General features: G+C 56.6%; 17 protein-coding genes. 10 read left to right on the forward strand and 7 right to left on the reverse strand.

Annotated features, from left to right (window positions below; genetic code table 11):
• Positions 1–535: 535 nt before the first annotated feature.
• On the forward strand, positions 536–1,327 hold the full coding sequence (locus tag HJC04_RS19705) for a metallophosphoesterase (RefSeq protein WP_221146894.1): 792 nt from the start codon (positions 536–538) through the stop codon (positions 1,325–1,327).
• 191 nt (positions 1,328–1,518) lie between these two features.
• On the opposite strand, the gene HJC04_RS19710 is transcribed toward HJC04_RS19705, so the two are convergent.
• Both HJC04_RS19710 and HJC04_RS19715 read right to left on the reverse strand, forming a co-directional pair.
• On the reverse strand, positions 1,519–2,838 hold the full coding sequence (locus HJC04_RS19710; RefSeq protein ID WP_221146895.1) for a UDP-glucose/GDP-mannose dehydrogenase family protein: 1,320 nt from the start codon (positions 2,836–2,838) through the stop codon (positions 1,519–1,521).
• 267 nt (positions 2,839–3,105) lie between these two features.
• The gene (locus HJC04_RS19715; RefSeq protein ID WP_221123064.1) at positions 3,106–3,705 is read right to left on the reverse strand and encodes a transglutaminase-like cysteine peptidase; all 600 of its coding nucleotides are present in this window, start codon (positions 3,703–3,705) and stop codon (positions 3,106–3,108) included.
• A 303-nt stretch (positions 3,706–4,008) separates the two neighbouring features.
• Here HJC04_RS19715 and HJC04_RS19720 point away from each other — a divergent pair, with 303 nt between their 5' ends.
• The 5 genes from HJC04_RS19720 (at position 4,009) to HJC04_RS19740 (ending at position 10,758) form a co-directional block, all read left to right on the forward strand.
• The gene (locus HJC04_RS19720; RefSeq protein WP_210630217.1) at positions 4,009–5,418 is read left to right on the forward strand and encodes an O-antigen ligase; all 1,410 of its coding nucleotides are present in this window, start codon (positions 4,009–4,011) and stop codon (positions 5,416–5,418) included.
• A 302-nt stretch (positions 5,419–5,720) separates the two neighbouring features.
• Complete coding sequence (locus tag HJC04_RS19725) at positions 5,721–6,932, forward strand: polysaccharide biosynthesis/export family protein (protein ID WP_210630219.1); 1,212 nt, start codon at positions 5,721–5,723, stop codon at positions 6,930–6,932.
• An 83-nt stretch (positions 6,933–7,015) separates the two neighbouring features.
• Complete coding sequence (locus HJC04_RS19730) at positions 7,016–7,726, forward strand: sugar transporter (RefSeq protein ID WP_210631575.1); 711 nt, start codon at positions 7,016–7,018, stop codon at positions 7,724–7,726.
• 51 nt (positions 7,727–7,777) lie between these two features.
• On the forward strand, positions 7,778–10,054 hold the full coding sequence (locus tag HJC04_RS19735) for a polysaccharide biosynthesis tyrosine autokinase (protein WP_210630221.1): 2,277 nt from the start codon (positions 7,778–7,780) through the stop codon (positions 10,052–10,054).
• Entirely contained in the window at positions 10,054–10,758 is a 705-nt protein-coding gene (locus HJC04_RS19740) for a hypothetical protein (protein ID WP_221146896.1), read from the forward strand. Before HJC04_RS19735 ends, HJC04_RS19740 begins: the two co-directional genes overlap by 1 nt.
• Before the next feature lie 160 nt (positions 10,759–10,918).
• Here HJC04_RS19740 and HJC04_RS19745 read toward each other — a convergent pair whose 3' ends face one another.
• Positions 10,919–11,626, reverse strand: a complete 708-nt coding sequence (locus HJC04_RS19745; protein WP_221146897.1) for an Ig-like domain-containing protein — start codon at positions 11,624–11,626, stop codon at positions 10,919–10,921.
• Between the two features lie 690 nt (positions 11,627–12,316).
• Here HJC04_RS19745 and HJC04_RS19750 point away from each other — a divergent pair.
• The 4 genes from HJC04_RS19750 (at position 12,317) to HJC04_RS19765 (ending at position 18,371) form a co-directional block, all read left to right on the forward strand.
• Positions 12,317–13,891, forward strand: coding sequence for a right-handed parallel beta-helix repeat-containing protein (locus HJC04_RS19750; RefSeq protein WP_221146898.1), 1,575 nt, complete (start codon positions 12,317–12,319; stop codon positions 13,889–13,891).
• 486 nt (positions 13,892–14,377) lie between these two features.
• Positions 14,378–16,141, forward strand: coding sequence for a type I secretion system permease/ATPase (locus tag HJC04_RS19755; protein WP_221146899.1), 1,764 nt, complete (start codon positions 14,378–14,380; stop codon positions 16,139–16,141).
• 15 nt (positions 16,142–16,156) lie between these two features.
• Positions 16,157–17,464: an HlyD family type I secretion periplasmic adaptor subunit gene (locus HJC04_RS19760; protein ID WP_210630230.1), complete on the forward strand. Its 1,308-nt coding sequence runs from the start codon at positions 16,157–16,159 to the stop codon at positions 17,462–17,464.
• Positions 17,465–17,675: 211 nt separating this feature from the next.
• A complete protein-coding gene (locus HJC04_RS19765; protein ID WP_210630232.1) occupies positions 17,676–18,371 on the forward strand; it encodes an SGNH/GDSL hydrolase family protein in 696 nt (231 codons plus the stop codon).
• A 40-nt stretch (positions 18,372–18,411) separates the two neighbouring features.
• Here HJC04_RS19765 and HJC04_RS19770 read toward each other — a convergent pair whose 3' ends face one another.
• The 4 genes from HJC04_RS19770 to HJC04_RS19785 all read right to left on the reverse strand — a co-directional run bounded on the left by HJC04_RS19770 (position 18,412) and on the right by HJC04_RS19785 (position 21,936).
• The gene (locus HJC04_RS19770; RefSeq protein WP_221146900.1) at positions 18,412–18,888 is read right to left on the reverse strand and encodes a glycosyltransferase; all 477 of its coding nucleotides are present in this window, start codon (positions 18,886–18,888) and stop codon (positions 18,412–18,414) included.
• Entirely contained in the window at positions 18,885–19,343 is a 459-nt protein-coding gene (locus tag HJC04_RS19775; protein ID WP_221146901.1) for a glucuronosyltransferase, read from the reverse strand. Before HJC04_RS19775 ends, HJC04_RS19770 begins: the two co-directional genes overlap by 4 nt.
• A gap of 154 nt (positions 19,344–19,497) precedes the next feature.
• On the reverse strand, positions 19,498–20,538 hold the full coding sequence (locus HJC04_RS19780) for an acyltransferase family protein (protein WP_221146902.1): 1,041 nt from the start codon (positions 20,536–20,538) through the stop codon (positions 19,498–19,500).
• Positions 20,539–20,541: 3 nt separating this feature from the next.
• Entirely contained in the window at positions 20,542–21,936 is a 1,395-nt protein-coding gene (locus HJC04_RS19785; RefSeq protein ID WP_221146996.1) for an O-antigen ligase family protein, read from the reverse strand.
• Positions 21,937–21,959 lie beyond the last annotated feature (23 nt).

Here is a 21,959-nt window from a genome sequence, read left to right on the forward strand (position 1 = left end):
TTCCGGAGGCCTCGCCTGTGGAAAGCCGTCGGTTTCGAGTTCTCCCCGGTCTGGAGACTTTGGGTGGCACAGCCGAATATGAAAGAATCGATCCAGTAGACAGAAGATTAACCGGCGATTAATCATCATGTCCTAAAATACAACTTGATATTGATGATGATATCTTCTCAACGAAAACATAAGTACAGAAACGCCGTTGTCCGTGGCAGCCGTTTAGCTATCGTTGGCGAGCTTGCCTCGCTTCGCACCCAGGATTCACGCAGGAGACCCTTGCGCTTTCACCTGGGAGCTACAGGGATGGACAATCCGCATTGTTTGATGTGTTGGACGCGCAGCGTTCTGTCGCGACCCCAGACGAGGCTGGTGAAGGCGATTCAGCAAGCGGCGAAAGATCAGGTCGTTTTGAATGTGGCAATAAGTTGCGGCTACATTGTCAACGCCGCGATCAGGCCAACTTCTTATGAACACTGAGTTGCGTGCCATTGCAGCGATGGATGGGAAATCGATCAACCCGCCAATCGGTCGGGTCTCATAAATGGGTTACATGTCTAATTATCTAGGACGGTGGCGACAACAGATACCGATACTGGCCGGCAATCGTAAGAAGCGCGCTCGGTTGAGCTTTGCCGAAGGCGACTTCGCTGCGGTCTACGCCATGAGCGATGTTCACGGATGTTACAACGAGCTCGTCGAGGTGCATCGCCGCATCGAGGAGGATGCAGCACGCATTCAGGGGCCGAAACTCATCGTCATGCTCGGCGATTATGTCGATCGTGGACCCGATTCGAGCGCGGTTCTGGAGTTCCTGAGCAAGAACCCGCCGCCAGGATTTCAGCGCCTGGTTCTTTGCGGCAATCACGATGCTGAACTGGTGAAGCTCTATCGCAAACCGGCTGGTATTCTCGAATGGCTGGGTTTCGCCGGGACGGAGACGCTGCACTCATACGGCATCGATATCGAGCATCTCCTGCAGTCGGCGGCGGGAAATGAAACGATCACCCGCGTCATTCGCAATATGATACCCGAGCGGCATATCCAGTTCCTGGAATCGCTGCCGATCATGGTGCGCCTAGGCAGGGTGGTTTTTGTGCATGCGGGCGTCAGACCCGGCATCGATCTCGAGAAACAAAAAGACAACGACCTGATGTGGATCCGGCAGCCCTTCCTGGACGAAGGACCGCAGCTTCCTATCCTCGTGATCCACGGACATACTCCGGGGCGAGCCCCGACATTCGGTCCGCAACGCATCGGCATCGACACCGCGGTGTCGGCGACGGGCCGGCTGACCGTACTGACGATCAAGGGGACGAGGGTAGGGCTGCTTTAGCGCGCCGTGCGACTTTTCAGACGAAGGACGCGCTCTCCGCACTTCTGGATTTGCGCATCGTATTTTTCCAAGAGTCATTTCTGATCTTCGTGCCGATGCGCTCGGCGAAGAGAGCGTGGCGCACGCTCCAAAAACAAACGCCGCGGGATTGTGCCGCGGCGTCAGAAGGTTCACATAGCTGCCAGGCTCCGTCAGGCGTCCTGGTAAAGATTGGTGCCGATACCGGTATAGGTAAAGCCGTGTTTGCGGATTTCGTCGCTGCGATAGATGTTGCGCAGATCGACCAGGACCGGAGCGCGCATCGACTGCTTCAGGCGATTGAAATCGAGTGCGCGGAACTGGTTCCATTCGGTAACGATGACGATGGCATCGGCGTCGGCCGCGGCTTCGTAAGGGCCGTTCGCATATTCGATGTTCTCGATGACCTTGCGGGCATTGTCCATACCCTCTGGATCATAGCCGACGACCTGGGCGCCGGCGTCCTGCAGCGTCTGAATGATGGCGATGGCCGGGCTGTCGCGCATGTCGTCGGTGTTCGGTTTGAAGGTCAGTCCGAGGATGGCGACTTTCTTGCCGCGAATGTCTCCGCCGACCGCCGAAATGACCTTGCGGCCCATTGCCCGCTTGCGGTTGTCGTTGATCGAGATCGTCGTTTCGATCAGACGGACCGGTGCGTCGAAATCCTGCGCCGTCTTGGCAAGGGCAAGCGTATCCTTGGGGAAGCACGAACCGCCGTAACCCGGACCGGCATGCAGGAACTTGGAGCCGATACGGCCGTCAAGGCCGATGCCGCGCGAAACGTCCTGGACGTTTGCGTCGACCCTTTCGCAGAGATCGGCGATCTCGTTGATGAAGGTGATCTTCATGGCCAGGAAGGCGTTAGCCGCATATTTGATGAGCTCGGAGGTGCGGCGGCTCGTGAAGACCAGGGGAGCCTGGTTGAGGTAAAGCGGACGATAGACTTCGGTCATGGTCTCGCGTGCCCGGTCGTCGTTCAGTCCGACGACGATCCGATCAGGACGCTTGAAATCCTCGATCGCCGCGCCTTCACGCAGGAATTCGGGATTGGAGACGACGGCGACGTCAGCCGAAGGATTGGTTTCCCGCACGATGCGCTCGACCTCGTCTCCAGTGCCGACCGGCACCGTCGACTTGGTGACGATGACTGTGAAGCCTTCCACATAGGTGGCAATCTCGCGCGCAGCCGCGTAGACGTAGGAGAGATCGGCATGGCCGTCGCCGCGACGGGACGGCGTTCCGACCGCAATGAACACAACGTCGGCGCCACGAACGCTTTCGCCGACATCCGTCGAAAACGACAGGCGGCCGGTGCTGGTGTTTTCAGCAACCAGTTGATCGAGACCCGGCTCGTAGATCGGAATACGGCCCTCGCGAAGAGCCTCGATCTTACTCAGATCCTTGTCGACGCAGATGACGTCGTGGCCGAAATCCGCAAAGCAAACGCCTGAAACGAGGCCGACATAGCCTGATCCAATCATCGTGATGCGCATATTTCCCTCAAATCATTAGAGTAGAACGTCATGCTGCGTCGCAGCATGGCGTTCGTCATACTGAATCTGGGCCAAAAGACAATATCGAAGATCGCTTAATACCCACATCGGAAGTCGTGTCGAGGGTGCCGCTGTTCGTTGCCGGCCACCCGCTCGACAGCAAAAACATAGGTTTATGTGGGCGATATGACAAGTCGAGCCGTTCGTGAGAGCCGGCTCGATTTCAATCCGGGAATGAGACGAACCGCTCTATCGGCTGCTCGGCTGCTACAGCCGGTACCAGAGGTACGGGTCCGTTCCCGATTGGATCTTGTCCCAGCGCAGATCTGTATCGCGCCAGTTCTTGATGCTGCTTTGCCTGTTGTCGAGGACCAGATCGCCCTTGTCGGTTCTGACCACGAGGACGGCATGCCCTTCGCCGGAGGGTGTATAGGCCGTTGCAATCCGCAAGGCCCGCGATGACCAGCCCATCGCTATCAGCCGGCTGCGCTTGGTCAATGCAAAATCTTCGCAGTCGCCGCTGCGCACATTCACCTTCCAGACATCGCCGTTCAGTTCGTTGCGGGAATCGTTGCGGCCGATCATGGTACGATTGACCGTGTTGTTCACATTCTTCAGCTGCAGCATTTCCTTGTCCGTCAGTGCGATGACCGCCAGACCGTTGTTGTCGCGGCATTCGGCAGGGTTCTGGGCGCAGAACAGCACCTGGGCGAAAGGCGGAACGATCTTTTCTTTTTCGGAGATATAGCTGACCTCGGAACTGCTGGTCAGGCCGCGGGCGAAACCTGCGGGGCCGGCCGCAAGTGCAGAGCAGGCATTTCCTACTGTAAAAGCCAGTGCCAGAAGTGTAACGAAGGTTTTCTTCATCTCTTAATCCCCGTCAGGGCAAGCGATTGAGATCAGGCTTGCCTTTTGGCTCAGTCAATGGCATGGCGATTTAGTGATCTGCCAAGTATTGGGCACAGAACGCCTGTCCCGTTTCTGCTACTTGAAGGAGCATAAGCGGGTCCTGTCTCGATTGGCTTAAGCCGTTCGCGACAATTTTAACGATGTGGAATTCTGTTGCACTTTAACACGCAAGCGCTTGATATGCAACTTATGTTAGTACGAGTATATTAACCGTAATGGTTGTGATTGCCTCGTTTTCCCTGCCGGTGAGTGAAGTCCCAAATGTTATCCAACCTCATCAACAGGCAGGTCTTGCGGGAGACGATTCTCGTTGCCTTCATCGGCCTGGTGATATTGACGCTCATTCCTTTTGGGAGTGTCACACCTTTGCCCTTCGCCTTCGCCGCAATCGGAATGTTTGCTCTCGCGATCGTTTCGATATTGCTGTTTGCCGAGCCAATACAAAGCAGGTGGGTGTTCAAGATCGCCTTGCTTTTGCTCGTCGTGCTGGCGAGCTGGGCATTCATCCAAACGATTGAACTGCCGGCCAACTGGCTGGCAAACCCCGCCTGGGGCGCTGCGCGCGATCTGGCGGGCGTCCAATATGCGGCGATCTCCGTCGAGCCGGCCGACACGCTTGCGTCGATACTCAGGGTGGCCCTGCCTTTCGTGACTTTTCTGACCGGACTTATCTTGTGCGATACCGATCAACGAGCGCGGAAAGTGCTCACCAGCCTGGGGCTCGCGGCGGGGGGCATCGCTGTTTTCGGCCTGCTGCAATTTTCGATGTTTCCCACCATCCTGATCGTCATAGAGAAACACGCCTACCTCGACAGCCTGACGGCCGTCTTCGTCAACCGCAATACGGCCGCGACTTTCCTCGGGCTAGGAACGTTGCTCATGCTGACGCTGGTCAGGGACAATGCCCGGTCTTACTCAGTCCATCCGCCCGGCGAACCAGGCCGAAACCTTCTGCTCTTGAGAACGTGGATCTATATTCTGCTCCTATGCGCATGTTTCACCGCGTTGATGCTGAGCCGATCACGCGCCGGAATATTCGCGACCTTTGTCGCCGCGCTCATTTATTTTCCCTGGCTTGCCCTCAATTGGAAGAGTTCAAGTCAACATTTAACACCGGTGTCGAAATGGCGTTCGGTAGTGAAGTTTCTCTCGGCGGTCATTTTCGTCGTCCTGTTGCTGAGCATGTTTGCAGGGCAGGCGATTTTGCGCGCGCAGGAACGGCGGCTCGAGGATGATGATCGTTTCTGTATTCTGCCCGGCATATGGCGTGCCATTTCGGATCACTGGCTAACGGGAACCGGCCTTGGAACCTTCCGCACCGTGTTTTCCGCCTACCGCGATCCCGCCTGCGGCATCTTCGGGATTTTTGACCGTGCACACAATTTCTACCTCGAAGGCATTCTTGGTCTGGGGATAATGTTTCCGGTTGCGACGTTTCTTGTTTTCGCAGTGCTTGCGAAAGTCTTCCGGCGCGGGCTCTCCGACAGGCGGCGCCTGCGACATTATGTTCTGCTCGGCATAGCGGGGACGGTTCTGGTCGCCCTTCATGCCGCGGTCGATTTTTCGCTGCAAATCCCTGGTTTCGCGGTATTTTTTTCCGCATTCCTGAGCGCCGTCGTTGCGATCAGCCTCGGCCGCAGTCGCGGCGAAATCGATCGGCAATATGGGTGATCGATCCGCGCCAAACGGCTTTAAATGAATGGAATTTATGAAGGTTTTTCGAAAATACCGATTGATTGGGGGCTGCGGGTTGACTCTTAAACGCAAGAAATTTTATAGCGGACCCAGCCTTTAGATTATTGCCGGCGTCAGAGAGCCGGGCTGAGCCGTTCGTTTACTGAAGGGCTCGGCGTTGCCGGGCTGCCACAGTTAGAGAATGATAAACGGCATTCGGTAATTATTGATCAGGGATTGTCTTGTAATTTGTCCGATTGCGGAGCAGTAGCTTCAAGGGCGTCAACACGGGTTATTCTATGGGTTGTTTTCCTGTCGGTAGTACACGCGTCGCCATTGTTGTAGCGCTAACGAGTATTTTGGCAAGCTGCACGTCCTTGCCAAGATCCGGTCCAGATCACAAAGATGTCGATCGAGGGGCCGCGGTAAAGGTAACAACGAAGGAGCGTCGCGTCGGTATCGACTACGCCCTGGTTGACCTCAGCAAGAACGTCCTGTCCTATTTCACCTCTCCGCAACCGACCTCCTTCAAGGGTTTTGGCGGTGGGCGCGGTGGAGCGCCTGAAATTCCGCTCGGTTATGGCGATGTCGTCGAGGTTGCGATTTTCGAAGCTCAGTCCGGCGGTCTCTTCATTCCCTCCGACGCCGGTAGCCGGCCCGGCAATTATATCTCTCTGCCGGCGCAGACCATCGATAGAAACGGAACGATCACGATCCCCTATGCGGGTCGCGTTCCGGCTGCGGGTCGCCTGAAGGAGACCGTCGAGCAGGATGTCGAAGATCGTCTGGCCAGCCGCGCAATCGAGCCGCAGGTGGTTATCACCACGACAACCAACCGCTCCAGTCAGGTGGCCGTGCTTGGTGACGTCAACAATCCGCAACGCGTTCAGATCAGCCCGGCCGGTGAGCGCATCCTCGACGTCATTTCCGCCGCGGGTGGTTTGACGACCAATAACATTGAAACGAATGTGACGCTGCAGCGCCGCGGCAGAACGGCGACCGTCGCCTACAATACGCTGTTGAAAAATCCGGCGGAGAATATCTATGTCGCGCCGGATGACACGATCTCGGTCGATCATGAGCGCCGTACCTATCTCGCGCTCGGCGCCGCCGGCGTCAGCGGCCGGTTCGATTTCGAAGAGTCGGATCTGACTCTCGGGGAGGCCATCGCGAAGGCGGGCGGCCTGCGCGACGACCGAGCGGACCCAGCCCAGGTTCTGCTCTATCGCCTTCTCCCGAGGAAGACGCTTGCGGCGATGCATGTAGATACGACGCGGTTTGCGGGCGATACGGTTCCCGTGATTATCCGCGCCAATCTTCGTGATCCGGCCACCCTGTTTGCCGCTCAGCAATTCAAGATGGAAGACAAGGATATTATCTATATTTCCAATTCGGACTCTGTCGAATTGGTCAAGTTCCTTGACATCGTAAACTCGGTATCGTCCACTGTCGCCGGCGTGTCGGACGACGCACGCGATACCCGTAATGCGGTGCAAGAACTCGGAAATTAAGTGGGAAAGAGCCGGCGCCGAACGCGTACGATCGGCGCCGCGGCCTGTTTTCGACAGCGGATTTGATGAAGGAAGCCACTTTTATGGCAAGGTTTAGTGTTCATCGTAAACTTGCATATAGCGGAATTGCCGCGGCAATTTTTGTCGGCATGACGTCGGGCGCCTTTGCGGCTGCTTGCCTGGGTCCTGCAAACCTGACTTCCATTGATGTCGGCGGATTTACGGCCAATCCCGCCGTTCTGCTCGATCTGTCCGATCCGTTGGTTCTGTCGTCGCGTGTTCGTGCGCTGGTCGGAAGCAGCAACGACGCGCTGTCGCCGGTGATCGAGCAGGCCAAGAAGGCGAATGCCGCACAGATGGCGGCCATCGGCTCCGGTCTCGCGCGGGCGGCAAACAGTTGCCAGGTGACAGATCCGCAATTCAAGCTGGTTATCGAAAAGGCTGTCGCCGAGGCGGCGAGCGCCGATCCGAACCTCGCGCCGCTGCTTGCTGCCTTTGCAAAGGTCCTGGCCGAAGGCGGGACCGCGGCGCTCGGCCCCGGCGCAAGTGCCGCCGCCGCAGCACCCGGCATCGGCAATGATGGGCAGGTTGGACAAACCGGCCCGGGGTCGGACGATGGCACGCCTTTCGACGGCGCTGCGACGACTGCCGGTACGCTGATAGTTTCGAACGCAGATTCCGACTCGTCTTCGAGCACTACTACCACTACTACGTTTGTCAGCACGAATGGGGGAGGACAGTCGTCCGCTGACACGACGGAGTCGACGAGTCAGAGCGTCCCGGTCACACAATAGCTGGAATTGCCTGTAGATCTTGGCGCTTGACGCCTTTGTTGGAGATCGAAATTGCTGTCGCCAGATAAACTTACGCCGCGTATCGACGCCTCCCGCGATACAGGAAACGAAGCTGATTTCATCGATTTCGACAAGCTGATCGCAATTGTTCGCCGGCAATGGCGGATCGTAGCGGTGTGCGCTTTCGCCTTCGCCATTCTTGGTGTCGTCTATGTGCTGACTGCGGTGCCGGTCTACACGGCCGAGACCAAAGTGCTGATCGACCGCAGCGACAATCAGATGATTAACCAGCTGGCGGCTTTCGGCCAGCTGGACGATGACGAGGGCACGGTCCTCAGCCAGGTCGAGCTGTTGAAGTCCGACACGATCGCCTATGCGGTCGTCGACAAGCTGAAACTTGTCGATGATCCTGTATTCACGGCGCAGAAGAACTCGCTTTTTTCTGTCGCAACGCTGAAATCCCTGGTCAATTTCCGCTCCTGGTTTGCCGACGACGGGGCCGTTGCTCCTGATGCGGAAATGAAGCGGCGATGGGCTGCGGAAACCGTCGCCGGAAATATCGATGTCGAGCGTGTCGGCAAATCCTACGTCCTCGACGTCAGCTATACCTCGCAGTCGCCGGATCTGGCGCGAGAAATCGCCGCTGCCATCGCCGATGTTTATCTGGTTGATAAGCTCAATTCGAAATATGAGGCGACACGCCGGGCCGGCGAGTGGCTGCAGGAGCGTATTGAAGAACTCCGGCAGCAGGCGCTGGACACCGACCTCGCAGTGCAGAAGTTCCGCAGCGAGCATGGACTTGTCGAGGCAGGATCGGGCACTTTGCTCAGCGAGCAGCAGCTTTCCGAACTGAACAGCCAGTTGATCAAGGCTCAGGCCGAAACGGCGCAGGCCGAGGCGAAATATACTCGCATCAAGTCGATCATCGAAGCCAAGCAGACCGATGCGATCGTGACCGATGTGCTTGACAGTTCGATTTCAAACGACCTTCGCAAGAAATATCTGGAAGCTTCGAAGCTCGAGGCCGAGATCGAGGCGCGGCTTGGTCCCGACCACGTGCAGGCAGTCCGGCTCCGTGCTGAGATGGCCGAATACGAACGGCTCATGTTCGACGAGCTGAATCGCATCGCCGAAAGCTATCAGAGCGAGCTCACCGTTGCGCAATCCCGCGAAAAATCGCTGCGCGACAGCGTTGATAAGGCAACGGGTGTGGCGGCAACGGCGGGCGAGACGCAGGTGCAGCTCCGCGAACTCGAGCGGACGCGGGATACTTACAAGAACCTCTATCAGAGCTTCCTGGCGCGCTATCAGGAAGCGATCCAGCAGCAGAGCTTCCCAATTACCGCCGCACGCATCATCACGACTGCGGAGACGCCGACGAAGCCGAGCGCGCCGAAAAGAAGCCTCGTCATCGCTTTCGCCATGTTCCTGGGATGCGCGTTCGGTAGCGGCATTGGCGCTTTCCGTGAATTCCGCGATCGCTTCTTCCGCACCGGTGACGATGTCAAGGATATGCTCGACGTCGAATCACTTGGCGTCATGCCGTTGATCGAGAACAACGTCGAGGATCCGACGCTCGTCGATCCCGGGAACCCGCGAAGCATCGCCAGGGGCGGCAAGACCACGACTTATGTCGAGGAGCATCCGCTGTCGGCATTCGCCGAGACGCTTCGAAGCGCGAAGATCGCGATCGATATCAGTGCCTCCGACCAGCGCTGCAAAGTCATCGGTGTGGTGTCGAGCTTGCCCGGTGAAGGCAAGTCGACGACCGCCATCAATTTTGCCAAGCTTTTGGCCATGCAAGGGGCACGGTGCCTGCTGATCGACGCCGATATGCGCAATCCGGGAGCGACGCGGGCCATCGGCCGCCACGCGGAGGCCGGCTTGCTTGAAGCAATCGTCGACAATCGCCCGCTGAAGGATCTCATTCTCCTTGACCCCAAAACAAAGCTCGCATTCCTGCCGACCGTGGCACGCTATCGCGTCCCGCATTCGTCGGAGCTGCTCGCGTCGCGCGGTATGGATCAGCTTCTCGAGCTTGCGCGTCAAAGTTTCGATTACATTATCGTCGACTTGCCTCCTCTGGCTCCGGTGGTGGATGCACGCGCCATTAACCCGAAGCTCGACGCGGTCGTTTTCGTGATCGAGTGGGGCAAGACTTCGCGGAAGGTGGTTCAGTCGACACTGTTGTCCGAACCGGATCTCTATACGAAGTGCGTCGGTGCCATATTGACCAAGGTCGATCCGGCGCAGATGAAGCTCTACCGGACATTCGGTTCCAGCGAGTATTATTATAAGCGCTATTCGCGGTACTATACCGAAAGCTGATGCTCGGCATTCCGTATGTTTCGCCCACGAGAATCGTTTTCCTCCTCGTCGCTGTGGTCTTTACGGCGCTGGCCGGCCGAGAACTCTATGCTTCGATAAGGACGGCCAGCATTTCGCTTGTCGCCGAGAGGATAGAACGCGGCGAAACTGTCGCGAACGATGTCGCGGCCAGATATGCGGCGCGCGCTGTCGAGGTGGTCGACGGACACTATTGCCGATCTGACATCGTCGCCGCCGGCGTCACGCTCATTCTGACGCAGCTCGATCGACAGAACGTCAATGTCAACTACGACGCTTGGGCCGCTGCGGCGTCAAATGCGCGTCAATATTTGCGGCATGCCCTCTCGTGCATGCCGACAAATAGCAACTTTTGGCTTCGACTTGCGGCCGTGCAGTCGAAAATCGCAGAAGATCCAGTCTCGATTGCGGAAATGATGAAGCGTTCGGTCGTGCTCGCGCCCCACGATCAAGGAATGATTTTATCGCGGTTTTATTTCTGGAACGATTTTACCAGCGTAACCCTTTCCGCTGCAAAGATTGCGCTTGATAGCGATCTCACCACAATGCTGAAACTTGGCGATCGCTGTATGGTCAATGCCGCGATAAGGAAGGTCAACCCGCAGCTCCGCCCGATCTTCGATCGAACTTGGGCGAGCGTAGGAGAGGGGGCTACAGCGCGGTTTCGACAGCGCTGTGGCAGATAATCGTTCTCCGCCATTCCTGAAGAGCGTAGCAAGCTTAAGCTGCCTAAACCCGCATCTGAGATGAAACATTGTCAGAGCGGACAAAGCAGGTCTTGATACAACATCAACAACGTCCGCCGCGTAAGCGGCGGGCGCTGCATCATCGATGGTTTATCGATGATCAGACGGTTGCGCCGGAGACGACGTCCGTGCCCGTGATGTTGAGCGTTAGAATGCCGACATCCGTATGGCCTTCACCGTCGGAGATCTTGTAGTACTGGATTGTTTCGGTGATATGGTCGCCTGGAGCGATATCCGAAGCTAGGTCATAGGTAAACGAGCCGTCCGCCTTGACATGGAAGGTCCCATAGATGCCGGCAATGTTCGTTGTTGCGGTCGGGTCGCCGTTTACGCTGGTGTTGGCGAACTGACGCAGGAAAAGATGGCCATTGTCGCCAGGAATGTCGTTGGTCAGCAGATTGCCGGCGATGGCGTCGCCCTCGTTGAAGCTGAGATGGTCGTCAACAGCAATCGGCTTTACCTGGGTGACACCCTGGATATTCAGCGTGAATAGGCCGAAATCGGTATGGCCGGCGCCATCGGAGATCTTGTAGGAAACCCGTTCGTGGAGCGTCTCACCGGCGGTGAAGCCGACCTTTGCAGCGTCACTCAATACGTAAGTATAGCTTCCGTCCGGCTTGACGTAGAACGTTCCGTAGTCGCCTGCGATTGCGGTAATCTGATTGTTGCCCTGCTTGGCACCAACGCTCTGGTGGTCGAAGGCGCGAAGGAAAAGGTTGCCATCGGATGTGTCGTTGCTGAGCAGGTTCCCGGAAATGACGTCGGTTTCCAGAAATGTTGCAGTATCGTCGGTTGCGTGAATAGCCATCTGTGTCTCTCCTTGAAATTGCTCTTCGCCGGTCACTTTTGACTTCGGCAAGCCGGATGATTAAGAGTATCTTAATACATGGAGTCAAGCGTGTAGTTAACAACAGACAAGCACTTCAGAGTGTATTGATCTGCAAGTATACGCGCGCAATGTGCATAAGTCGATGAAAGTCCTAAATATTATAGTTTTAACAATTAGTGATCGCCTGTGCCGTTGCAGCCTCGCTGTATGGTTCTTTCGCGATTAGAAAATCGTTGTTCCATGACAAATGTAGTAATCTTGTCCGACAGTGTATCACCCCGTAGGGCTATTGTGTAATCGCGACGGATTATTAAGCGGAATTGCAAAGTCGCAGGGCTCTCTCCCCTCGGTTGGTAAGTATATCGCCGAAAATAAACCCTTCCGTTTACCGCATATAGGTTCAGTTTGGGAACGTTGTGCTGCGCTGGAGCGGGTATATGCCGGCTTCAGCTTGCTGCGGATCACAGTGCGGTAGTGTGCTGCACCGAGGTAGAATGGGCGTCGGGGGGCTCTGCAACCTTACCGTGATGCAATACTTTGAGTACACTAGAATAATCATGCTTGGAATGTAAGAATATTCCGAGATATCGCGCATTTTAGTGTTTCATTTTAGCAGCCGGTGAGATGTCCGCAGTTAGAAGGTCTTCCATAACCTCGGGAGATCGCAGCATGACCGTCTATTACGTGAATTCAGTGACGGGATCCGACTATAACAGCGGAACCGGTGAGAGTTCAGCCTTTGCGACGTTGTCTGCCGTGGAAGCCTTGAAGCTGAATCCCGGCGACAGCGTGTTACTCGCTGCCGGAAGCGTCTTCAACGAACAGTTCGATCTGAAATATTCCGGGACTGTCAGCGCTCCGATCACCATCGGCAGCTATGGCATCGGTAATGCGCCGGTCATTCACAGCAGCAATGACGGGATCCACGGTTCCAAGGCCTCGAACATCATCATCGAGAATATCAAGATTGCCGATACCGGCGCCAACGCGATCTATGCCGGCAGTGTTTCGAACTGGACCGTGCGCAATGTCGAGGTTTCGAATACCGGCCTGTCCGGTAAACCTGGTTCGGTCAGCTTCCAGAGCAGCCAGAATATCACCATCGAGAACAGTACGCTGACCGGCGTGCATTCCGACGGGATCTGGATGGACAAGGTCAACGGCGTCACCCTCATCAACAATACCGTCACCAACAGTCTGGGCAGCGCCGCAGATGCGATCCAGCTCAACGACAGCAGCAATATATTGATCGCTGACAACCACCTTGATCAGACGGCTACCAACAGCGCGAAGGGTGTCCTGGTGCTGATCCGGGCGACCAATGCTGTGGTCGAGGGCAACACTCTGGTCGGCGGCGGCTTTGGGGTGAGCGCGCAGGCGGGAACGAATATCGCCATCCACGACAATGAGATCTCGGGATATGGCGGCTATAGTTGGTCGTACGGTATTGGTCTCGGCGATCAGGGGGATGCGAAGAACTACGACATCAGCGGAAACTACCTGCATGACGGCGTCTATGGCGTCTTGGTCAGCGCCGTCGGCAACCCGAGCTACATCCGCGAGAACATCGCTGTCCACGACAACGTCTTCGACGAACTGTCCTCGTCGGCTTTGAAAGTGGACAAACCGGCATCGGGCTCGTTCTACGACAATATCATCGACAGCGATGTATCGACGCTCACGATGCCGGCGACAATCGCCGCCCAGAATACGTTCTCCATCGGAGAGAACAAGACTCTCGAGCAGGCGCAGGCAGAACTAGACAGCGCCACAGGCAGCGCGAGCGGCAACACCTCGCCGGCTGTCGCCGAGCCGGTGGTGATGCCCCCGCCGACCACCACAACAGCTGCTCCCACCACAGATGCAGTCGTCATTCCCAAAATTGTCGCAGTGCATGACACCTTGAAGATTTCAGCCGATACCGGCGGCGGTTATCATGGCAATCTGCTGGAGAACGACAGCGCGAGCAACGGAATCGTATTGCTTCGCCGCTTCGGCGATAGCGCAGTTGACAAGCATGGCCTGACGCTGGCGGGAAAATACGGGGTTATTCATGTTGAGAGTGATGGCGACTACACCTACACGGTCGACGCCGCGAAAATCGCTGGTTTGACCGGAAAAGTGAGCGAGACCTTCCAATACAAAATCTCCGATGGCGCTTCCCATATCGATACCGACAGCTTGAGCGTCTCCATTAACATCGACGCATTCCACGGCACTCATGTCTCGCAAATGCTGGCTTGATGCAGATCCCGAAGCGCTTCCCCGAGCGGCGGAAGTGCTTCAACCTTCAAGTCCGTCGAATGCTGTCGCTATCGGCCGACGCTGAAGTCTCGCGATGATTTCGAAACGATTTTCCGCCGGCTCCCCGAAATTATTAACTAAAGATTGCATTTATAGTTAATTCCCCAGTAAACATCGGACCTAAGCGCGCCACATGTTTGCCGCTTTGAGCCGTTATTCGGCGGCTTGTGATTATCACTTGCTTCGGCCGGTATAATTATCATAGCGTTAAAGTTAGGGCCCCTGAAATTGTTCGTGATAAATTTGTATTTTCGGTCATTCTTCAGTGGGACTCATGGGCTAGGTTATAGGCCTGCAAGCGGGGGTCGGCATCGGTGCCGGGCCACCGAAGGCAGCCATGTCAATGATTGGGCTTGATAGGCCCGCAACTGCAGTGTGCATCCGCGTATTGACCGGATGCGCCATGCGGTAGGAGAGGATTGCTTCGTGTTTCAAAGTTCGACAGCTGACGTCAATGAACCGTCCAAAGCCTTGCGGAAATGCAAAGGAGGGCTGATCTTCATCGGCATAGCAAGCGCGCTTATCAACATCCTCTACCTCACAAGTTCATTTTTTATGCTTGAGGTGTATGATCGCGTCATTCCCAGCAAAAGCATCCCGACGCTGGCCGCCTTGGCAATACTTGCGTTAACTCTTTACGCTTTTCAAGGCGCATTCGAAGTTCTTAGGAGCAGAATGCTCGTTCGCGTTGCCGGTGCGCTTGACGAGATGGTCAATGGGCGGGTGTTTCGGGCGTTGATCAAAGCGCCGCTGAAGGTCAAGATCGGCGGAGACGGGCTTCAGCCCCTGCGGGATTTCGATCAGATAAGAACCTTCCTGTCCGGCATGGGCCCGACGGCAATGTTCGATCTGCCCTGGCTTCCTTTCTATCTCGTTATCTGTTTCCTGTTCCATCCGGCAATTGGATATATCGCGATCGGCGGATCGCTCGTTCTCGCCATTCTGACGTTCCTGACCAACCAGGGCACGCGCACGCTCTCCAAGCGGCAATCGGAAGCCGCCAACATGCGCAACGGATTTGCGCAGAGCTCGATCCGCAATTCCGAGGTCATTCATGCCATGGGCATGGCAGGCACCATGGCCGAGATCTGGGACCGCAAGAACGGCGAATACCGGAACATCACCCGGCAGGCATCGGATGTCGGCAACGGATATGCGACGCTGTCGAAGATTTTCCGCATCGCCCTGCAATCGGGAACGCTGGCAACAGGCGCGATCCTGGTCATTCAGGGTCAAGCCTCTTCGGGTATTATCATCGCCGGTTCCATCCTGACGTCCCGCGCTCTGGCGCCTGTGGAGGCGGCGATCGGAAATTGGCGCGGTTTCGTTTCCGCCCAGCAGAGCTGGGCGCGGCTTGCGAACCTGCTGAAGACAATTCCGGAGATCCAAGCCCCTCTCGCGCTGGCTGCACCTTCCAAGCAGGTCACGGTTGAAGGTGTCGCCAGCGGACCGCCGGCCGGCCAGCGGCTGGTCATTTCCGATATCAGCTTCGGCCTGAAAGCCGGGAGCGCTCTCGGGGTCATCGGCTACAGCGCCTCTGGCAAATCGTCGCTGGCGCGGGCGATGATGGGCATCTGGCCGACGGTCAGGGGATCCATTCGTCTGGATGGCGCGGCGCTTGACCAGTGGGACGGCGACGCACTCGGCCGGCATATCGGTTATCTTCCGCAGGATGTCGAGCTCTTCTCCGGCACCGTCGCGCAGAATATCTGCCGCTTCGCTAAAGAGATGTCGCCGGAAGCGGTGGTTACCGCGGCGAGGGCGGCGCGCGTTCACGACCTCATTCTGCGTCTGCCGAACGGTTACGAGACCGAAATCGGCGAAGGCGGTGCTGCGCTTTCTGCGGGCCAGAGACAGCGTATCGCGCTTGCGAGAGCGCTCTACGGCGAACCATTCCTCGTCGTGCTCGATGAACCGAATTCCAATCTCGATGAGGAAGGCGAGCGGGCGCTGAGTGCTGCGATCATGAGCGTGCGTGCACGTGGCGGCATCGTCGTTGTCATCGCGCATCGCTCCGGCGTTCTGGCAGTGTGCGACTTCGTGCTGATGATGCAGGAGGGCAGGATGATCGCATTCGGTCCTAAGGAAGAAGTTCTGGCGCGGGTCAGCCGGACCGAGGCAGCACGAACCCCGATTGCCGAGCGCGTGGCTCAGCTTAAGGTCGTGGTCGACGGCAATGCGGCGGAATAGGCCGGAAGGAAGATCGTGAGCAAAGTTATTAGTGAATCCAAACGCTCCCTCAATCGCCATGTGGCGGTTGTCGGCGCGCTCTCCATTGCGTTGGTTTGCGGCATTGGCGGTTGGGCGGCGACGACGGAACTTTCCAGCGCCGTCATCGGCGAAGGCGTCGTTGTCGTCGACGGCGACGTCAAGAAGATCCAGCATCTGACGGGCGGCATCGTCTCGGAACTTCTGGTCTCCGAAAACGAGCATGTGTCGGCCGGACAGGTTTTGATACGGCTTGATGGAACGGCGACAAGAGCACAGCTGTCGATTGTCGAGAGCACGCTTGCTCAGCTTTATGCGCGCCGCGCCCGCCTGAAGGCGGAGCGGATTGGCGCCGAGTCGTTCGAAGTCGAAGAAAACCTCAGCGATCTGACATCCAGCACCGCGGCGCAGCAGCTGCTCGACGGCGAGCGAAAGTTGTTCGACAGCCGCAGATCGGCGCTGACCGGAATGAAGAGCCAGCTGGCGTCGCGCAAGGATCAACTGGGCGAGCAGATCAAGGGCTTGGTCGTTCAGATTAACGCCACAAGCGATTCCCTCGGCTTAATCGAACAGGAGCTCGAAGCCGTCGATGTTCTCTACAAGAAGGGTCTGGTCACGCTTCAGCGTTTGAATACGCTCAAGCGCGCCCGCGCCGATCTCCAGGGTAACAGCGGTCAGGAAATCGCTGCAAAGGCAGAGGCCGAGGGCAAGGCGATCGAAATCGACCGACAGTCGATTCAGCTGGATGAGGATCGCCGTTCGGAGATCGCAAAGGACCTGACCGATGTCGAAGCTCAGATCGCCGAAAATGAGGAGCGCCGCGGCACTGCGCTCGATCAACTCCGCCGTCTCGACATCACCGCGCCGCTCAGCGGCCGCGTTCACGAATTGTCGGTGCACACCGTCAATGGCGTTATCGAAGCCGGTCAGACGCTGGGGCTCGTCGTTCCCGAAAATGACGATCTTACCGTCCAGGCGAAGGTCGCCACCCGCGATATCGACCAGGTCCATGTCGGCCAATCCGTCGATGTGCGTTTCAGCGCTTTTGATCAGCGCACGACGCCCGATGTGCAGGCGGTGATCACCTCAATTGCGCCTGATATCGTCAAGGATGAGCGGACGGGGATCAGCTACTATCCACTGCGCGTCAAGCCGGAGGCTCAAAGTATCGCGAAGCTGAAATCGATAAAGCTCTATCCCGGCATGCCGGCCGAAGTCTTTATCAAGATCGGCGACCGGACCGTCATCTCTTATCTCACAAAACCTCTGACCGATCAGATGCAGCACGTATTTCGTGAGGAGTGATTGGCGCTCCTCGGCGTCGTTGCGGCATGTCGAGGCAGCTGCTATCCCGGTTGGATGCGAGGCTGATTTGCGCACTGAAGCGGACGTGACAATCTGTCCTTCATGATATTGTCTCAAGCCTGCTGCAAGGTCGGCTCCAAGGGCCTGCCAGCCGTTCCACAAGGTTCTCCTGCCGGGCGACGTATAGCTCTCGCCGAGATATGGTTCTGTCATGATATGTTTGCGGCTTTGGCGAGCGGCGCCGACCGAGAGGCGACTGGCATCGGTTCTGGTTCTGCTTTTAGCGTGCCTCGTAATGGTTTTGATGACTGGAAAGAGTGATGCCGAGAACCTTCCGCCGCTGAAAATTGTGGCTTTCGGAACATCGCTGACAGCGCGCGGGGGATGGCAGCCCGGCCTCCAGACAAGGCTTTCTGCCTGCCTGCAGAGATCCGTGAGAGTGGAGAGCGTCGCAAAGAGCGGCGAGACGTCGACATGGGCTTTGACCCAGCTGGATCGGGTCGTTGCCGAGCAGCCGGATATTATTCTGATCGAGCTCTACGCCAATGACGCGACATTGCATCGGTTCGTGTCCCTGGCACAAAGCCGAAGGAATATTGCCGACATCCTCGATCAGCTTCGTCAACGCCTGCCGCGGGCGCGGATCATCCTCATGGCGATGAATCCATTTTCGGGACTGCGGGGGCTGATCCGTCCTTTTGCCGGTAGCTATATCTCGGCTCATCAGGCGGAAGCACGGAAACGGGGCCTGGAGTTTATCGACTATCGGCCCGATTGGGAGCGTCTGACCCCTGACGATCTGGCCGCTGCAATTCCTGACGGCGCCCATCCGCGGCCCGAAGTCGCATCTAAGATCATCGTTCCCCAACTCGCCCGGCACATAGCCGGCCGAGATTGCAGAGAATGAATCTCCTCTGTCTCGAGGGCGTCTGCGCCTGTTGGCGGGTTCAACCTTCCGCGAGATAACCCTTCAAATACTTGACCAGCGACGTCCGGCCGGCATCGGAAACATCTTCATGAGAGGGGCTTTCCAGGTCCTGCAGGAGATAATCCTTGAGTTCGTCATCGCTTTGGGCGACATAGATGCCCGGCCGGCCGACAAGCTGACTGACCGTGGCAAGCTGGTGATCGTTTCGATGCTCACCAAGAGCCGCCTTCCGTGGAACAAGAATGATCGGTTTGCCGAAACGCTTCGCCGTGAGGACCGTGCCGATTCCCGCGTGAGAGACGATGACAGTCGCATCGCGAAAGACCTTATCGAAGTCCGCAGGCTCGATATTCTTGATCCATTTCATGTTCTGTGGAGTATAGGTGCCCTTGCCGATCTGAGCCAGCACCGGTCTGGTCAGATCCTTGGCGAAGGTATCGACGGCCTTGACGAGGCGATCAAACGGCAGCTGCGTTCCGACGGTGACAAGGATCAAAGGACAGCTCCTGCGTAATGGGGGCCATCCGGCCGCGAGAGATGTTGCCATTGCGTGAGCCAGAGCGTTGCAATATGGCCGGCCAATTTTCCCGATAAAGACAGTTTCTCGACATTGGCGACGCTATCGATCCAGATCGTGCGTTTGCCCGTCATCTTGCCGGCAAGCAAGCAAAAGAGTCCAGGCGCCGCACCGGTGGAGATGATGACGTCGGGCCTGTGCTTGATAACGATGGCAAAAGCGCTGAAAAAGCACCGGATTGACATGGTTATTGAGTCACGGCTGCAATCAGGAAGGACCAGTCCGTCGCGAATATCATATTTCGAAAGAAGCCCCGGGATGGTCGTTGCAAAAATTATGTCGCAGCCGTCGAACGCGCCGCGCATGGCCATCAGTTGTTCCCAGTGACCGCCCCCTGATGAAGCAGCGAGAACTTTCAATTTTTTCTCAGCCATAGACAGGCATCTCCTATGTTTGACCGATGACGAGAGGGTAAGTTCGTTCCACTGAAACCGTGGCTGTATCGCGGCAGTTCAATGGAATTCTAACATTATTAACCAGCACGTCGAAGCTCGCGGATTAAGAAAAATCTCAGCTCCGGACAATCTTTTACCTGACATATTTATAAATCGGCCCCGCCATAGGCGCCGCCTGAAGCGCCATCTTGGCGAGAATTGGCAGTAACGTTCCGGAAATCATCAATATAACGACCATAAACGCAAACCACGGACCGTGATACGGCAGGATCTTCACATAAATACCCTTTGCTATGCCAATGAAGATTGTGTTGAACAGATAAATCACCATCGAATTCTGGCCAAACCAGAGAAGAATCTTGTCGTTGTCAAATATCGGCATTCTGACAAGAGCGTGCAGGAACGGAATCGATGCCGCCCCGCACAGAAGAAGCCAATAAGGAAAGCTCCGACCGACATAAAGTGCGGCTGCGAAAACGACCAGCCAGAGAATGATATATTTGGAGAATATCTTCAGAAAGTATTCGGAATATCTGCAGCTCACCATTCCAGCCACGAAAAATACGAAATAACTCAGAATTCGTGCGACATAAAACCTCTCTGAAGCGGGAATGAAGAAGATTGCCAACGAGAAAAGGAAAAGAATACCGATGTGTCGGCCGCTCAGCCGCCACAGGATTGGTGTCAGCACCGAATAGACGAAAAGCACCAGGAGATACCAGATCGAAATTGTCGGGTTGTTCGGGCTGTTCGAAATCACCGCCCATGGCCCCTGCCAAAAGCCGCTGACGCCGTCATCGACATGAATAAACGTCTCGGCGATCTGTTTGCCAAAGACGTTGATCAGGCACATCACGATAAAGGGGATCAGCAGCCGATCAAATCTCTTGGCAAAGAACCGGCCGAAGTTGCGATCAAGAGCATTATGGGCGCCTGTGAACAAGAACACGAAGCCGCTGAGATACATGAAGAAGGGCATGTGGAACGTATAGATCGCGGATTTCGTCGCCTGGTACCACGCCTGCTCGCCCAGCGTGCCTTGCATCACAAGGTGGCCGTAGACGACCAATAGGATGCCGACGCCTTTGCCGCGTTCGATATCCAGCAGTTTTTCGCGTTCAACGCTGACCGCGGCTCTTTTCGCTTCCGGCACGGCCATTGGGGCGCTGGTCATTGCCTATTCTCCTAAAGCGGGTTGTGGATAGCGGAGGCTGCGCCGCCCGGTCGGTCCCTTTAAAAGAGACCGCTGACGTGGCCGGGGGACAACAGGTTCCGTCCTCATCGGTAAGACAGAGACGAGGACCGGCCACAGACCAATCGGCGCGAGCATCATTCCCGCTTCGGTCATCGCGCCGATCATGACGAGAAGGATCAATGCAACTTCTTTGGCCTGAACGGTCTGAAGCTGATGGCTCCGGTAGACGACGGCGATCTTCTTGAAAAGTCGCGTCAACAGGAAGCTGATCCAACAAAGAAAGCCCGGAATACCAATGTTGAGACAAATCTCAAGGTAGGTGTTGTGCAGAGAGTGGACGGTATGGCCGAGACGGACATATTCCTCGACAATATCTGCCTGCCGGAACGTGGCGAAGCCATAGCCGAAGATTGGCCGATCATAAATCAGCGGGATGACCTGTTCCCAGATATCCGACCGTCCCGACAGCGTCAGGTCCTTTCCGAAAGCCTGAGCGACGGCCTGTGCGACGCCGAGATAGGCGATCGAGCCGGCTAAGCCGATGAGGAGGCAAAGGAACAAGACAATGAAAGCACGCGTCATGCTGTGTCGGACATTTTCCATCATCTTCAGCCCGACGATCGTGGCGAGACCGATCGCCACCATAACCACCGCCGTCGACGACAAGGAGACCACGACGAGGAGCAGGGTCAGCATGATGGCGATGCTTTTCAGCAAGCCGCTGTAGCGGAGCCGAGGGGAGGGCAGCCGATGTGAAATCAGCACGATAAAGCAGATCGCACTGAACTGCCCCATTGTATTTTTGTGATAAAACAGTCCCTTCACCGCTCCTGCCAGCGAGCCGCCCATGATCCCGAAACGCGGGAACGCTGCCGTATAAAGGACATTTGCGAAGGCAGAGAAAATGGCAAAGTTAGCGAGCAGGCGTACGGTTTCCTCGTTGCCGTAGCGCAGCCGAAAGAGCAGGGGGCCAAGGGCCAGCAGACCTACGGCCGCCGCACCGCGAACAGAAGCGCCGAAATCCAGCGAGCCGATGAATGAGGCGACGATCGAAAAGATGACGACACAGACGAGGGGCGAAATGCCGCGGAAAAAAGCGAGAAACCGGTTTGGCTCAAGAAGGCCATAAAGGCCGATCAATGGGATCAGCGAATAAAGCATCAGTTTCTGCGGCAGCGGATCGACGGATGCCCCGTCATCGAAATTCGAGGGATAACCGTACCACATGCCGGTTGCCCGCAGCAGGGCGATGTAGAAAATGCCCGTCAGGAGCAGGCGGACGAGCGTCTCTTTTCTGATGCCATGGCGTGACCGCGCACGGACGGCCGGCCGCACGCCAATATCTCCGTCTCGAACATATGTAGGGCCGAAACTCATCCGAGGGCGCTCCTGCAATCAGT

This window comes from Rhizobium sp. NLR8a (assembly GCF_019685235.1).
Classification (GTDB): Bacteria; Pseudomonadota; Alphaproteobacteria; order Rhizobiales; family Rhizobiaceae; genus Rhizobium.

Excerpts from the sequence above, each read along its gene's own strand:
- HJC04_RS19730 (WP_210631575.1), top strand. The coding sequence starts at position 7,016 with ATGGCAAGGTTTAGTGTTCATCGTAAACTTGCATATAGCGGAATTGCC.
- HJC04_RS19705 (WP_221146894.1), top strand. The coding sequence starts at position 536 with ATGGGTTACATGTCTAATTATCTAGGACGGTGGCGACAACAGATACCG.
- HJC04_RS19750 (WP_221146898.1), top strand. The coding sequence starts at position 12,317 with ATGACCGTCTATTACGTGAATTCAGTGACGGGATCCGACTATAACAGC.
- HJC04_RS19715 (WP_221123064.1), bottom strand. The coding sequence starts at position 3,705 with ATGAAGAAAACCTTCGTTACACTTCTGGCACTGGCTTTTACAGTAGGA.
- HJC04_RS19765 (WP_210630232.1), top strand. The coding sequence starts at position 17,676 with ATGATATGTTTGCGGCTTTGGCGAGCGGCGCCGACCGAGAGGCGACTG.
- HJC04_RS19740 (WP_221146896.1), top strand. The coding sequence starts at position 10,054 with ATGCTCGGCATTCCGTATGTTTCGCCCACGAGAATCGTTTTCCTCCTC.
- HJC04_RS19720 (WP_210630217.1), top strand. The coding sequence starts at position 4,009 with ATGTTATCCAACCTCATCAACAGGCAGGTCTTGCGGGAGACGATTCTC.
- HJC04_RS19780 (WP_221146902.1), bottom strand. The coding sequence starts at position 20,538 with ATGACCAGCGCCCCAATGGCCGTGCCGGAAGCGAAAAGAGCCGCGGTC.
- HJC04_RS19725 (WP_210630219.1), top strand. The coding sequence starts at position 5,721 with ATGGGTTGTTTTCCTGTCGGTAGTACACGCGTCGCCATTGTTGTAGCG.
- HJC04_RS19775 (WP_221146901.1), bottom strand. The coding sequence starts at position 19,343 with ATGGCTGAGAAAAAATTGAAAGTTCTCGCTGCTTCATCAGGGGGCGGT.
- HJC04_RS19785 (WP_221146996.1), bottom strand. The coding sequence starts at position 21,936 with ATGAGTTTCGGCCCTACATATGTTCGAGACGGAGATATTGGCGTGCGG.
- HJC04_RS19745 (WP_221146897.1), bottom strand. The coding sequence starts at position 11,626 with ATGGCTATTCACGCAACCGACGATACTGCAACATTTCTGGAAACCGAC.
- HJC04_RS19710 (WP_221146895.1), bottom strand. The coding sequence starts at position 2,838 with ATGCGCATCACGATGATTGGATCAGGCTATGTCGGCCTCGTTTCAGGC.